The 14631-nt window shown below is 44.4% G+C and carries 10 protein-coding genes; 6 read left to right on the top strand and 4 right to left on the bottom strand.

Annotated features, from left to right (window positions below):
• Nucleotides 1–52: 52 nt before the first annotated feature.
• The 3 genes from VEZ01S_RS12485 to mnmL all read right to left on the bottom strand — a co-directional run bounded on the left by VEZ01S_RS12485 (nt 53) and on the right by mnmL (nt 4075).
• Nucleotides 53–514: a hypothetical protein gene (locus tag VEZ01S_RS12485; RefSeq protein ID WP_021714405.1), complete on the bottom strand. Its 462-nt coding sequence runs from the start codon at nt 512–514 to the stop codon at nt 53–55.
• 107 nt (nt 515–621) lie between these two features.
• On the bottom strand, nt 622–2994 hold the full coding sequence (gene arcB / locus VEZ01S_RS12480) for an aerobic respiration two-component sensor histidine kinase ArcB (protein WP_021714404.1): 2373 nt from the start codon (nt 2992–2994) through the stop codon (nt 622–624).
• 133 nt (nt 2995–3127) lie between these two features.
• Nucleotides 3128–4075 carry a tRNA modification radical SAM protein MnmL/YtqA gene (gene mnmL, locus VEZ01S_RS12475; RefSeq protein ID WP_021714403.1) on the bottom strand — a complete coding sequence of 316 codons (948 nt, stop codon included), beginning with the start codon at nt 4073–4075 and terminating at the stop codon, nt 3128–3130.
• Nucleotides 4076–4602: 527 nt separating this feature from the next.
• On the opposite strand from mnmL, the gene gltB reads away from it, so the two are divergent.
• From gltB to VEZ01S_RS12445, 6 genes are all read left to right on the top strand, one after another.
• The gene (gltB, locus tag VEZ01S_RS12470) at nt 4603–9141 is read left to right on the top strand and encodes a glutamate synthase large subunit (protein ID WP_021714402.1); all 4539 of its coding nucleotides are present in this window, start codon (nt 4603–4605) and stop codon (nt 9139–9141) included.
• 2 nt (nt 9142–9143) lie between these two features.
• Nucleotides 9144–10613 (top strand): glutamate synthase subunit beta, encoded by a 1470-nt coding sequence (locus VEZ01S_RS12465; protein WP_021714401.1) that lies wholly within the window; start codon nt 9144–9146, stop codon nt 10611–10613.
• A 239-nt stretch (nt 10614–10852) separates the two neighbouring features.
• On the top strand, nt 10853–11278 hold the full coding sequence (locus VEZ01S_RS12460) for a DUF1499 domain-containing protein (RefSeq protein WP_021714400.1): 426 nt from the start codon (nt 10853–10855) through the stop codon (nt 11276–11278).
• Between the two features lie 76 nt (nt 11279–11354).
• Nucleotides 11355–12056, top strand: a complete 702-nt coding sequence (gene mtnN / locus VEZ01S_RS12455; RefSeq protein ID WP_021714399.1) for a 5'-methylthioadenosine/S-adenosylhomocysteine nucleosidase — start codon at nt 11355–11357, stop codon at nt 12054–12056.
• The gene (locus VEZ01S_RS12450) at nt 12056–12673 is read left to right on the top strand and encodes a TRIC cation channel family protein (RefSeq protein ID WP_021714398.1); all 618 of its coding nucleotides are present in this window, start codon (nt 12056–12058) and stop codon (nt 12671–12673) included. Before mtnN ends, VEZ01S_RS12450 begins: the two co-directional genes overlap by 1 nt.
• Nucleotides 12674–12815: 142 nt before the next feature.
• Entirely contained in the window at nt 12816–13682 is an 867-nt protein-coding gene (locus VEZ01S_RS12445) for a LysR family transcriptional regulator (RefSeq protein ID WP_021714397.1), read from the top strand.
• On the opposite strand, the gene VEZ01S_RS12440 is transcribed toward VEZ01S_RS12445, so the two are convergent.
• A complete protein-coding gene (locus VEZ01S_RS12440) occupies nt 13597–14391 on the bottom strand; it encodes a TSUP family transporter (RefSeq protein ID WP_021714396.1) in 795 nt (264 codons plus the stop codon). The two genes, VEZ01S_RS12445 and VEZ01S_RS12440, sit on opposite strands and share 86 nt — an antisense overlap.
• Nucleotides 14392–14631: the final 240 nt, after the last annotated feature.

The following is a 14631-nucleotide window of genomic DNA, read 5'->3' as shown; positions in this document are numbered from 1 at the left end:
CTACGCTATTTCTGATCACTTACTTAGTGTGATTGGTATAACAAGTATTGAATTAGTAAACAGCATCTACATTGACTGCTTTATCAACCAACCAAACAGCTTGGCTTTCACCTTTTAGCTCTACTGCTACATCAGCGACTGTCACTTTGTCATTGAAGCGTTGATCTTGTTTAAAAGACAACTTCCATTGCTTCTCGTTAATCGCTTCAACATCAAAGTCATCCTCATCAATTAAGAATGTCTCACCGGCATATCGCACCCAAACAGCACTGACACTAAGATCGGCAGGAATCATTTTCTCTGAGTTAAGAACTAAGCTGCCGTGTAGAGGAAAAGACGGCTCTTCCCCAATGGTTGGCATTTTATTGCCCCACATGTTCGCATCTAGCGTCACTTTAGTCTGCTCAACAATAGAGGTTGTTGACGCGGTATCCCAAGGTGCATGACATATCGACGCACAACCAAATAATAGTGTAGAGCTTAACAATATCGCACTTACCACTTTAACTTTCATTGTTTACTCCTACTTTGCAAACCACTATGAACGCAATCAATAATGATACAACTGTACCGCTCATTGCATTTAACTATCTCTCGATAACGAAATGACTATGACGAGTATTATTTATCAAACTCTTGCTCAATCCAATCTTTGAGCACCTCTATATCACTAAGGTAACTCTCTTTTATCTCATCAATCCAGTCATTAATGTTTTCCCACCACGCAGGTAACTCTGGAGATTGCGCTTGTTGGGCCACCATCTGAATCCGCTTAAGACCCACGGAGCCCGCAGCACCTTTGATTTTATGAGCTTCAGAGACAATCGCCTTTTTATCTTTAGCCACTAAGTTGGATTCTAAAATCGCCACATAATCCGGCATCATATCTTTAAACAGTTGTACGCTTTCAAGAACCGGTTTCTTACCCACGATATCAATATATGAACGTAACATCTCTTTGTCGACCAGCATATCAATAGAGATTTCTTCTATCGTACTATCTTGTAATACCGCTTTAGTTGCATGGCTGTTTTCTTCAACAATTTGGTCATCGAGATAGCACAGCTTATTCAAGATTTTACGTAGCGCTTTGGCCGATAGAGGCTTACTGATCGCATCTTGCATACCCGCTTCTCGGTATGCCGTTTTATCTTTGACTAAATTGGCCGTCAACGCCACAACCGGAGGAAGGTTGGTATAGCGACTTTGCAATTCAGTGGCAATATCAAACCCAGTCATATCAGGCAACTGAATATCCAACAGTACTAAGTCATAATCTGTAGGTTCAAATTTGCTTAGCGCCTCTTTACCTGTCATAGCCACATCCACTTTATGACCAAAACTGGTCAATAAAGAGCGAGCTACGGTAATATTTAGCTCGATATCTTCCACCATGAAGATAGAAAGTGGACGCTGTACAGACTCTGGGGCTTCTTCAACATTACTGACCACCGTTGTACCTTTCGCAGCGGTAAATTCCACATAAAAGGTGCTACCGTGCCCCATTTCACTGGTGGCATAAATATCTCCTCCCATCTTTCTCATCAAGGATTGAGATACCGCAAGGCCAATGCCTGTACCCACAGCGTGTAAGTTGCCCTCTTCAGATTTTACCTGATAATACATAGCAAAGATTTTCTCAAGCTCTGACTCAGGGATACCAATACCGCTATCTTCAATTTCAAAGCGAATCGCCACCTCATTGTTCTCGATAGGCTCGGCGCTTACATTCACAAACACACCGCCTTCAGAGGTGAACTTGATGGCGTTACTAATTAAATTCCATAACACCTGTCGCAAGCGAGTCGCATCCACCACAATGCTATCGGGCATATCACTAAGGCGTTCTAGTTCAAAGCGCAGATTTTTTTGCTCGGCCATCAAACGAGATAAACTGTCTAACTCAGCAATAAAGCTGTTGAAGTTCAGCTCCGATGGAACAAGCTCAAGCTTATTGCGGTCAAACTTATCAATATCAATAATGTCATTAAAAATATGCCCTAAGGTAATGGCACTAATATTGATCGTCTGCATGTATTGGCGCTGTTCTTTATCCAAACTCGTCCCCAATAGCATCCGACTCAAACCCACAATACCATTTAGTGGTGTTCTTAGTTCATGACTGATGGTCGATATAAACGTCGTTTTATCGCGACTGGCTTTTTCTAATGACTTTTCATTGAGCTTGCGCTCCGTAATATCTCGTCCAAACCCTACCAAGCCTAAATGTTGTCCTTCTTTGCTGAAAAAAGGCACCTTACGCAGTTCATAGTAAGCTTTACGTCCATCAGGGTATTCAAGCCACTGCTCGTAAATAAGCTCTTCACAATTCTCAAATACAATCTGATCGGTTTCGACGATTTGCTGGGCAATTTCTTTTTTATAGACCTGCCACGGCGTTAACCCCACCAGCTCTTTCTCACTTTTACCCGTCAGCTTTTCAACCGCTTGGTTACATCCAGAAAAGACACCATCGGCAGTACGGTAATAAAATAAATCGGGACAGGCATCGATAAAAGATCGCAACAATGCGGTTCTTTCAGCAAGTGCTATTTGAGTGATCTCTCTTTGGATCACTTCATGTTCAAGATCGAGCATTGCCTGTTCACGCGACTCTTCCGCAGATAAGCGCTCTTTCATCTCTAGATTTAGTTGTTTTAAATTTCGCGTCAGCTTTTCATTTAACTCAAGGTCTCGCTCTCGCATATCGCTCAGCTCAGAGACTAATTTTGAGAGTTTACGACGTGACTCTTCCAGTTGATCGACCACTATCGAGACAAAGTAGATCGCACAAGGCGTCATGATTAAACCAAAGGCTAAAGAACGCAGAGCATGTTTATATTCAAAGGTTTCCCCTAAGAACCAGCTAATACCAAATTGAACAAAAATGGCTAAACTGATCACTCCTAAGGCAAGCAAGCAAGAGAATCGGAAGATCCCCAGTCGAACGAGGAGATCAACGTAATATTGAGAGTAAGTTCTTAACTGTTTCATCAAGCAGTCCATTTGCTGTAACTGCCGCTAGTTTATCTTGCCTGACTGGAAAAGTAAGTAAGGCAAGAAGCTATTTTAGAAGTAAAACCAAAGCACCAAGCGTTCAATGCCAATGCGTATCTTTAATACAGACTTAATTATGAGAAGTGAGTTGCGGTTGGGTGAAGATAAATGGCTGATCCAGCAAAGAACCTTGCGCACCTTCTCTATCTAAAGCTCTGCCTATTTCAGTCATCGCCAGCCAACGGTTCTCACACCACAAAGGAGAAAGCAATGTCGGCCTACGTGCTGCTGAGGAGACTCTATGGTACACCACATTAGGTGGCGTCATTCGAATCAGTTCAGAGGCAATACTGACATACTCTTCAAGCTCTAATGATTCAAGTTTGCCCGCTTTCCATGCTTTTGCCATCGTACTGCCTTCTACAATATGTAAGCTGTGCAGCTTGATACCATCGGTGCCGACAGCCAGCACTTTTTGTAATGTCTCTATATTATCTTGCTTAGTTTCTTTTGGCAGACCGACAATCAAATGTGTACACACTTTAATGCCATTCGCGCGCGCTTTTTTAGTGATCTCAGCGTAGCACTCAAAGTCATGGCCGCGGTTGATTCGCTTTAACGTTTCATTATTCGCTGTCTGTAATCCCAACTCTAGCCAAATCTCGTAGCCTTTTTCTTTATATTCCACCAGCAAATCCATCACAGCATCAGGCACACAGTCAGGGCGGGTACCCACACAAAGCCCGACGATATCGGCCGATTCCAATGCTTCTTCGTACATGTTTCTTAGGGTTTGTACTTCAGCAAAGGTATTGGTGTAGGCCTGAAAATATGCGAAATATTTTTTAGCACGAGCAATTTCTTTGGAACGGTGATTTAGCTGAACCTCAATGGTTTGAGTTTGCGTAGATTCATCGACAAATGAAGATACGTTGCAGAAAGTACAACCACCACGCCCGATCGTTCCATCACGGTTCGGACAACTAAATCCACCATGTAAGGTTAACTTGTGGACTTTTTCACCGTAGCGGCGCTGTAAATCTTGTCCGAGGGTGTTAACGAGTTCGTGTAGCTGCATACAATTTTAAACCTATGATGACTTTATACCCTGACAACCTGTCATGAAACTAAATTACATCCCTTCATTGAGAAGCGACGTATTCTAACACCTCAATAATCCTTTTTCGATTGCGCGATTAGGCACAATATAGTTACGCAAATGATTGCATGTAAATAAAAATGCACAAATGTTAGTTAGATGCTAAAGACGGCTGTTCATAAAAAATCCATTTTGGTGCAACTTTCGTTGGAATTCAGCTAGACAAAATTGTAGGATAGTTACAACTATCGCCTAATATCGGCTCATTTAATTGGACGATTTAAGATGAATAGTCGGTCATATTCCGCTCCTGCCTTTATAAGATTCTATTAATCAGAAGCTAACTATTGGAAATGACCAAGGAATGTTTTTTTCGCAAACTTTTCAGCGAGAGACGGAATGGAAGCAGGCTAATTTCACACATATTAGCCCTTTGAGAGACAATTATAAGGAACAATGACACGGGAGCACTTCCCCTTGTCACATTAGATTGGAAGGATTTACCTATGTTGGATAGAGAGCAATCAGCCCAGGGTTTATATACGCCTGAACTGGAGCATGACGCTTGTGGTATCGGTTTTGTTGCACACCTTAAAAACCGAAAATCTCATCGAGTAGTAACACAAGCATTGGATATGCTAGCCCGAATGGAACACCGTGGTGGCCAAGGCTGTGATCCATGCTCAGGGGATGGTGCAGGTATACTGCTGCAAAAGCCTCACGAGTTTCTGTTAGAAGAAACCGTAAAATTAGGCATTCGCCTACCCTCTTTTGAACAGTACGGCGTTGGTGTTGTACTTTTCCCTCGTGACGAGCATAAGCGTGCGCAATGTCGTGACATTCTAGAACGCAACGCACAACGACTTGATTTAGAAGTACTGGGTTACCGTGTTTTACCTACGGACAACTCTATGCTGGGTGCCGACCCACTAAGTACTGAACCACAGTTTGAACATGTATTCATTACTGGTGGACCAAGCACAACGCCTGAAGAGCTAGAAAGAAAGCTGTATGTTCTACGTAACTACACTGTTCGCGTATGTCTAGAAAGCGTATCTAACATTGGTGATGACTTCTACATTAACTCTTTGTCTTATAAGACACTGGTATATAAAGGTCAGCTAACCACAGAGCAAGTACCTCAGTACTTCCTTGATCTACAAAATCCAACCATGGTGACAGCGCTTGCCTTGGTTCACTCTCGCTTCTCAACCAACACCTTCCCAAGATGGCGTTTGGCTCAGCCTTTCCGTTACATTGCGCACAACGGTGAAATTAACACCGTTCGCGGTAACTTGAACTGGATGAAAGCGCGTGAAGCTATCCTTGAGTCTGACCTTTTCAGCCAAGCTGAAATTGATATGCTATTGCCTATCTGTCAAGAAGGCAGCTCAGATTCATCTAACTTCGATATGGCACTAGAGCTTCTTGTTCTATCTGGCCGTACTCTGCCACATGCTCTTATGATGCTGATTCCTGAAGCATGGCAAGAGAACAAAAACATGGACCCTAAGCGTCGTGCTTTCTATCAGTACCACGCCAATATCATGGAACCATGGGATGGCCCAGCATCAGTATGTTTTACTGATGGTGTACAAGTCGGTGCAACACTTGACCGTAACGGCCTGCGTCCTTCTCGCTACACAGTAACCAAAGATAACTTCCTAGTGATGGCATCTGAGTCTGGCGTAGTTGAAATTGAACCAGAAAACGTTGAGTTCCGTGGTCGTCTGCAACCGGGTCGTATCTTTGTTGCCGATCTAGAACAAGGTCGCATCATTTCAGATGAAGAAGTAAAAGATTCAATTGCCAATGCTCAACCATATGAAGCATGGGTTGAAGAAAATCTACTGAGCCTGAAAAAACTGCCTGACGCAGAAAACGAATTCAACCAACCTTCTCCTGAGCGTTTACTACACAAACAACAATCGTTTGGCGTGAGCTCGGAAGAAGTAAACGAAATTATTGTGCCAATGGCAAAAGACGGCAAAGAGCCACTTTCTGCTATGGGCGCTGACTGGCCACTGGCAATTTTGTCGCACCAGTCACAGCACCTTTCAAACTACTTTAAACAGCTGTTTGCTCAAGTAACTAACCCACCAATCGATCCGATTCGTGAGCGTATGGTTATGTCTCTGAACACTTACCTTGGTAAGGATCAGAACTTACTGACTGAGACCCCTGAACACTGTCAAAAAGTAGAACTAGAGTCTCCAGTTCTGTCGAACTCTGAACTTGAGAAGCTACGTGCTATTGATAACGAGCATTTACAATCTAAAACGCTCGATATCGTATTCCAAGCCAGCGAAGATAAAGGCAAGCTAGAGCGTGCTCTAAAACGTATTTGCCAATACGCAGAAGACGCAGTTGTTGACGGTTATTCTATTATCTTACTAAGTGACCGTGCGGTTAACTCAAACCATGCTGCTATTCCAGCTATGCTGGCGGTAGGCGCAGTTCACCACCACCTCATTCGCAAAGGCCTACGTGCTAAATGTGACATTGTGGTAGAAACCGGTGATGCTCGCGAAACACACCACTTTGCGACGCTAATTGGTTACGGTGCTAACGCAGTTAACCCATATCTAGTGATTGAAACCCTTGTTGATCTGCAGCGTACTAAGAAATTAGACCCTGAAGCGCACGTTAAAGAGCTATTCGAGAACTACCGTAAAGGTGTTAACGGCGGCTTATTGAAGATCTTCTCGAAGATGGGTATCTCTACTTTGCAGTCTTACCACGGTGCGCAAATCTTTGAAGCACTTGGTGTGAGCAAATCGGTAGTAGACAAATACTTCACCGGTACCGTTTCACGTATTCAAGGTTTGACTATCGATGACATCGCTAAAGAAGTGATCGTTCGTCACCGCATTGGTTACCCAACACGTGAAATCCCAGTGCAATTGCTTGATGTTGGCGGTGTTTATCAGTGGAAACAACGTGGTGAAAAACACTTGTTTAACCCTGAAACGATTTCATTGCTACAACAGTCAACTCGTAATAAAGACTTTGACCAGTTTAAGCAATACACCCAAGCCGTTGATCGCCAAGGTGATGACGCAGCCACACTGCGTAGCCAGTTGGACTTTGTTAAAAACCCAGCCGGTTCTATCCCGCTAGAAGAAGTCGAGCCAATTGAAGCTATCCTAAAACGCTTTGCTACCGGTGCAATGTCGTTTGGTTCTATCTCTTACGAAGCTCACTCAACACTTGCTGTTGCGATGAACCGTATTGGCGCTAAATCAAACTCTGGTGAAGGCGGTGAAGATCCATCTCGTTTCGAACGTAAAGAAAACGGCGATTGGGAACGTTCAGCAATCAAACAGGTGGCTTCTGGACGCTTCGGTGTAACCTCTTACTACCTAACCAACTCTGAAGAAATTCAGATCAAGATGGCGCAAGGTGCGAAACCAGGTGAAGGCGGTCAGCTACCGGGCGATAAAGTTGATGACTGGATCGGTGCAACTCGTCACTCCACTCCAGGAGTGGGTCTAATTTCACCACCACCACACCACGATATTTACTCAATCGAAGATTTAGCCCAGCTTATCTACGACTTGAAAAATGCTAACCGTAGCGGTCGCGTAAACGTGAAACTGGTATCGGAAGCAGGCGTGGGTACTATCGCTTCAGGCGTAGCAAAAGCCAAAGCTGATGTGGTTCTAATCGCAGGTTTTGATGGCGGTACAGGTGCTTCACCTATGTCTTCAATTCGCCACACAGGTTTACCTTGGGAATTAGGTCTAGCTGAAACACACCAAACACTACTGAAAAACGGCCTACGTAACCGTATCGTTGTTCAGTCTGATGGTCAGATGAAAACACCTCGTGACCTTGCTGTTGCTACTCTATTGGGCGCAGAAGAATGGGGCGTGGCAACGGCAGCATTGGTTGTTGAAGGTTGTATCATGATGCGTAAGTGTCATAAGAACACCTGTCCTGTTGGTATCGCTACACAAAACAAAACGCTACGTGAGCGCTTTGATGGCCGCGTAGATGATGTTGTAACCTTCTTCCAATACATGGCTGAAGGTCTACGTGAAATCATGGCTGAGCTAGGTTTCCGTACAATTCAAGAGATGGTAGGTCAATCACAGAAACTGAAAGTTCGTGAAGATATCGGCCACTGGAAATACAAAAACCTCGATCTATCGCCAGTTCTACACATCGAACCTGCGCGTGCTGAAGATGGTGTATTTAACCAGATTGAACAAAACCACAACCTTGAAGAAGTATTGGACCGCAAGCTGATTCAGACTGCGATTCCAGCACTCGAAAAAGGTGAGTCAGTAACCGCTGAATTCCCAATCATTAACACCGACCGAAGCGTAGGCACAATGTTGTCTAACGAAATTTCGAAAGTGTATAAAGATCAAGGATTACCAGAGCCAATGAACGTTAAGTTCAATGGTAGCGCAGGCCAATCATTCGGTGCTTTCCTTGCGAAAGGCGTTAAGTTTGAAGTTGAAGGTGACGCGAACGATTACTGGGGTAAAGGCTTATCTGGCGGTACGCTAGTACTTTATCCAGACGCTAACTCAAACATCGTTCCTGAAGACAACATTGTTGTGGGTAACGTATGTTTCTACGGCGCAACCTCTGGTGAATCATTCATCCGTGGTCTAGCGGGCGAGCGTTTCTGTGTACGTAACTCTGGCGCGAAAGTTGTCGTTGAAGGTGTCGGTGACCACGGTTGTGAATACATGACGGGCGGTATCGCGATTATCCTTGGCTCTACAGGTCGTAACTTTGCCGCAGGCATGAGTGGTGGTATCGCTTATGTTTGGGATAAAGACGGTGACTTTGAAACTAAACTCAATAGCGAGTTGGTTGACATCGACCCTATCGAAGCAGAAGACAAAGCACTACTGCAAGACATGCTAACTAAACACGTACAATTCACAGGAAGTGAAGTCGCTCAGTCTTTCTTAGACAACTTTGAAGTGAACTTGCAGTCATTGGCGAAAGTAATGCCTCGTGACTACAAAGCAGTTCTGCAAAAGAACAAAGCAGCGCAGCAACAAACCGAAGCGGAGGCAGTTTAATCATGGGTAAGCCTACTGGATTTTTGGAGCACGGTCGTGAGCTTCCACAAAAACGCGACCCGTCTGTTCGTATCGAAGACAACAAAGAATTTGTACTAAACGAAGAGTTTGGTGACAAAATCAATACTCAGGCATCACGTTGTATGGACTGTGGCGTACCTTTCTGCCACAGCGGTTGCCCTATCGGTAACATCATTCCTGAATTCAATGACGCGGTATACCGCGACAGCTGGGAAGAAGCGTGGAACATCCTAAGTTCTACGAACAACTTCCCTGAATTTACAGGTCGCGTGTGCCCTTCTCCTTGTGAGACAGCCTGTGTACTAGGTATCAACCAAGATCCTATTACTATCTGTAACATCGAGAAGACCATTGTTGAGCGTGCCTACAAAGAAGGTTATGCCAAACCTAAGAAACCACGTTCTCGTTCAGGTAAAAGCGTTGCCATTATCGGTAGTGGCCCTGCTGGCTTATCAGCAGCAGAACAGTTAAACAGTGCTGGTCACTGCGTAACGGTATTTGAACGCGATGAGAAAGTGGGTGGTCTACTGCGCTTTGGTATCCCTGACTTTAAGCTAGGCATGGACATCATTGATCGTAAGGTCAACCTAATGGCTGAAGCGGGCGTTAAGTTTGAAGTGAATGCGCACATTGGTGTCGACATTAACGCACAACAACTGCGTCAAGACTTTGATGTTGTCTTGCTAACCGGTGGCTCTACGGTTCCTCGCGATCTGCCAATTCCTGGTCGTGAATTAAAAGGCGTGCACTTCGCCATGGAATTCCTAGGTCAAAATAACCGCCGTGCTAACGATATGGATCTCAAGGGTGAAGAAATTCACGCTGCGGGTAAACATGTTGTAGTTATTGGTGGTGGTGATACAGGTTCTGACTGTGTGGGTACTTCTAACCGCCATAAAGCCGCTAGCATTACTCAGGTTGAGATCATGCCGATCCCACCAGAGAAACGCCCAGCCAATATGCCTTGGCCTCAGTACCCAATGATCATGAAAACAACCACTTCTCACGAAGAAGGTTGTGAGCGTCATTGGAATATTCTGACCAAAGAATTTATCGCAAATGATAAAGGTGAAGTAACGGGCCTACGCATTGCTGACATCGTTTGGCAAGATGCCGCTCCTGGCGAACGCCCTAGTTTTGAAGAAGTTGCAGGTAGTGAGCGTGTGATCCCTTGTGATCTTGCTTTCTTGGCAATGGGCTTTTTACACCCAGAGCCAACTGGCGTGCTAGCTCAACTGGACATCAAACTTGATGAACGCGGTAATGTGGCAGCCGAAGGGTTTGCGACTAACCAAAAAGGTGTATTTGCAGCAGGTGATATGCGTACTGGCCAATCTTTGGTAGTTCGTTGTATCAATGAAGGTCGTGAGTGTGCAATCGCTATCGACAAATACCTAATGGAAAGCTCTAACTTAGAAGCAAAAGCAAACTCGCTAATGCTTTCAGAATAAATCAATATTTAAGATTCCAATCTTTGGCCAGCCGTCACAACGCTGGCCTTTTTTACGCCTCTCCGTCACCCTCTTTTCTTTTTAACACATCAATAGCATAAGCCTCTTGACCTTTGCTCGTTTTAATTTTAACTTGTAAAAATAACGTTAAGTTATTGTATTCAAAAGCAACATATGAAGTTTTCGCACGAAGGATTACGTGCAGAGCAATTCAACACTCACAACGGATTGATAGATTTATGTTAAAGCCACTCGCATTACTTATGGCAAGCGCTCTTGTCGTAGGATGTAGCAACGGAGAGACCGTCATGTCAGATAGAAGTATTTTGCCTTGTGCCGACAAACCTAATTGCGTCTCAACTCAAGATGGCAGAGAAAAATACTCACTGGCCCCTTTTGTTCTCAAACCTAACGCAACATTGGAGGCAATAGAAACCGTTGCACTTAACTTAGGCCGTGCAAAAACCGCGGATAGACAAGAGAATTATTTGCGCATTGAGTACACCAGCAAGGTGTTTCGTTTTGTCGACGATCTTGAACTGCGCATCATTGATGACAAGCTTATCGTACGCTCAGAGTCACGCACAGGACACTCCGATCTTGGGGTAAACCGTAAACGTGCTGACGCACTGCGTGCGGCGTTATTAGCCGCGGGTCTAATCTAGCTTTCACTTCTATAAAACTCCTATGCTACAATCTCGCTCTATCTAATATAGCTACATTGATCAGAGCGAGATTTTTATGAAAGTCGGCATTATCGGTGCGATGGAACAAGAAGTTGCCATCCTAAAACAATCCATCAACCAATTGACTGAGCAGAAGAAAGGCGGCTGTACCTTCTTCGCAGGTGACATTGATGGTGTTGAAGTGGTTCTACTTCAATCTGGCATTGGTAAAGTCGCAGCATCAGTGGGTACCACATTACTGATCAGTGATTACCAACCCGACGTTATTATCAACACAGGTTCTGCTGGCGGTTTCGACTCAAGCTTAAACCTTGGTGATGTGATTGTGTCTACCGAAGTTCGCCATCATGATGCTGATGTGACTGCTTTTGGCTATGAAATTGGGCAAATGGCAGGTCAACCCGCAGCGTTTAAAGCTGACGAAAAACTGATCAACCTTGCACAGACAGCACTAGACAAAATGGGCGACAAACACGCAGTTCATGGCCTTATTTGTACTGGCGATACCTTTGTGTGTACCGCACAAGCACAACAACGTATCCGTACCGATTTCCCCGCGGTTATTGCGGTAGAAATGGAAGCGTCAGCTATCGCGCAAACTTGTCATCAGTTTGCTGTTCCTTTCGTAGTAGTACGTGCTATTTCAGATGTGGCTGACAAAGAATCACCAATGAGCTTCGAAGAGTTTCTACCCCTAGCGGCGAAGAGCTCATCTGAGATGGTGCTTAACATGCTAGCATTGGTGAAAACTGCGTAATGAGCCTGCTGTACTTTATCGACCTATTTGGTACCGCCATCTTTGCTATATCAGGAGTATTGTTGGCTGGTCGATTAAGAATGGACCCCTTTGGTGTGATTGTACTGGCTGCAGTCACGGCCATTGGTGGGGGAACTATTCGCGACATGATGCTGGGGGCAACCCCAGTATTTTGGATTGGCAATACCACCTATATTTGGGTGATTATTGTGACCAGTCTACTCACTATGCTGATCGTAAGAAGGCCAAAGCGAATCGCTTGGTATCTACTCCCGGTGTGTGATGCCATTGGGTTAGCCGCATTTGTGGGGATTGGCGTAGAAAAAGCACTGAGCTATCAAAGCTCGTACATGATTGCGGTCATGATGGGTGTACTCACAGGCTGTGGCGGCGGGATCTTACGAGATATTTTAGCCAGAGAAATCCCTATGGTATTGCGTAGTGAAGTGTATGCAACGGCATGTATTGTCGGGGGATGTACCCATACCGGACTCTTAGAGTTGGGCTTTACCAGTACACAAGCACTATTAGGAGGGATCACGGTAACCCTGTTAATACGCTTAGCGGCCATTCGTTGGCACTTATCATTACCGACCTTTGCGTTAGGTAAAAACTGATTTGCCTATCCAAGATTAAAAGTCATAAACAATATGAACGGAATGATAATCCCCCTTCTTTCGATAATTTATGACTTTTCTCTAGCAAGTTTTCATATGATCACCTAACTTAAAAACAATTCCATTTATTCATGAGTGCGACATGCTATTAGAGGGTATCGAAACACTACTGGTGTTGAACAAAGAAAAGACCATGAGTCGTACTGGCTCTCAGCTCTATATTAGCCAGTCAGCGGTCAGTAAACGAATTTCAAATTTAGAAAAAAAGCTGGACAAGAAGTTAGTTGAGCCTGATGGTCGGCTGATCCGACTGACACCAGCGGCGCAAGCACTAATCCGAAACGTAGCGCCTACCTTTATCGAACTGCAAGGCTTAATCAGTGACGAACAAAGCCTATCGTCTGATGCCGTCATTAAAATGGATTGCTCTGAAACTCTGATTGCGGGATATTTGGCTTCACAGATAGAGCCTATTCATGCCATTGAAAAAGCGCTAACGATTACCACCAACCATACACCTCGCATCGTAGAAAATGTGCAGTCAGGCAGAGTCACTATCGGCTTTTGTGCCGGCCACTTACCTAAAAGTCATGGACTGGAAGTATTCCACCTATTTGATGAACCTTTTTATATTGTCAGCAAATATCCACAACTCAACTTACCTAGCAAACTCCTTTGTAACGATTTAACAAACCCTGCTAACGCCTATCAAGGGCAACTGCTAGAAACTCTAGGGATTACGCCTCTAATGGAAATGGACTCCTATACCGCCTCGGCAAAGCTTGCTCTGGGAGGTTTAGCGCCAGCGCTCATCCCACTCTCTACAATAAAAACACTTAATATTCCGACTCAACACCTTTACTTTTTTGAGCAATTAACGCCGTTGAGCCGTCCTATCAATTTATGCGTAAGGCCAAAGTCACTTAAGAATGAAAGAGTGAAAATAATGATAGAAACCATTGTTGATGCTGTACCCAAAGTAACTTCACTGCCATCGTCATTGACATAATAATCACCAATGGACGAATCCAGCGTTGCCCTTTTGTTACTACAACTTTAGCGCCGCAACGAGCACCAATGAACCCACCGATCGCCATCACTAGACCAATTTTCCAAATTGGTAAGCCTGCAATAATAAAAAAGGTTAATGCGGCAATATTCGAAGTGAAGTTTAAAACCTTAGTGCGGGCAGTGGCTTCAACCAACGAACAGTTTGCCAGAACCACAAAACACACGGCAAAAATAGAGCCCGTCCCCGGCCCAAAGAAGCCATCATAAAAACCAATACCGCCACCCACAAAAAACGCAAACATGGCTTCCGATATTTTGCGCTCGCCTGATGCTTCACGATTTTGTGGAGACAACAAAAAGTACAAAGAAATCAGTATCAATAATGCTGGGATAAGACTGGTAAGAATGCTGGCATTAATATACTGCACCGCTTCAGCGCCCACAGCTGACCCGATAAAAGTACACAGAATCGCCAGACGCATTTCTTTTAGGCTCACTAACCCATTGCGTACAAAATAGAAACTGGCGGAGAAACTGCCAAAGGAGCTTTGTAATTTATTCGTCGCTAATGCATGCGTCGGTGGTACGCCAGCAGCCAATAATGCAGGTAAGGTTAATAATCCACCCCCACCAGCCATAGCATCAATGAAGCCAGCTAAACCTGCTACAAAAAATAAAAACGTAAGTATTTCAATGCTTACATCCATCGGTAATCACCCATCAGCTAAAGTTGAAGCGCTAAGATACCACTGTGAGACAGATCACAATAGCGAAACAATAGAAAGCAACTCATTCCTAATTTTCATCGTTCTTCTGGGTATTCTCCCCTCGCCTTTCGTCCTGAGCTTCATACTCCTATGCCTAAGCAGTAACCTGCTTTCAGATATTCAATGCACAAAAAAGCCCGCTAAAAAGCGGGCAAATGAGGTTGTCATGACGGAGGCTAT

Origin of the sequence: Vibrio ezurae NBRC 102218, assembly GCF_000467185.1 — a bacterium.
Lineage (GTDB): Bacteria > Pseudomonadota > Gammaproteobacteria > Enterobacterales > Vibrionaceae > Vibrio > Vibrio ezurae.
This window is presented reverse-complemented; position numbering and strand designations above follow the sequence as displayed.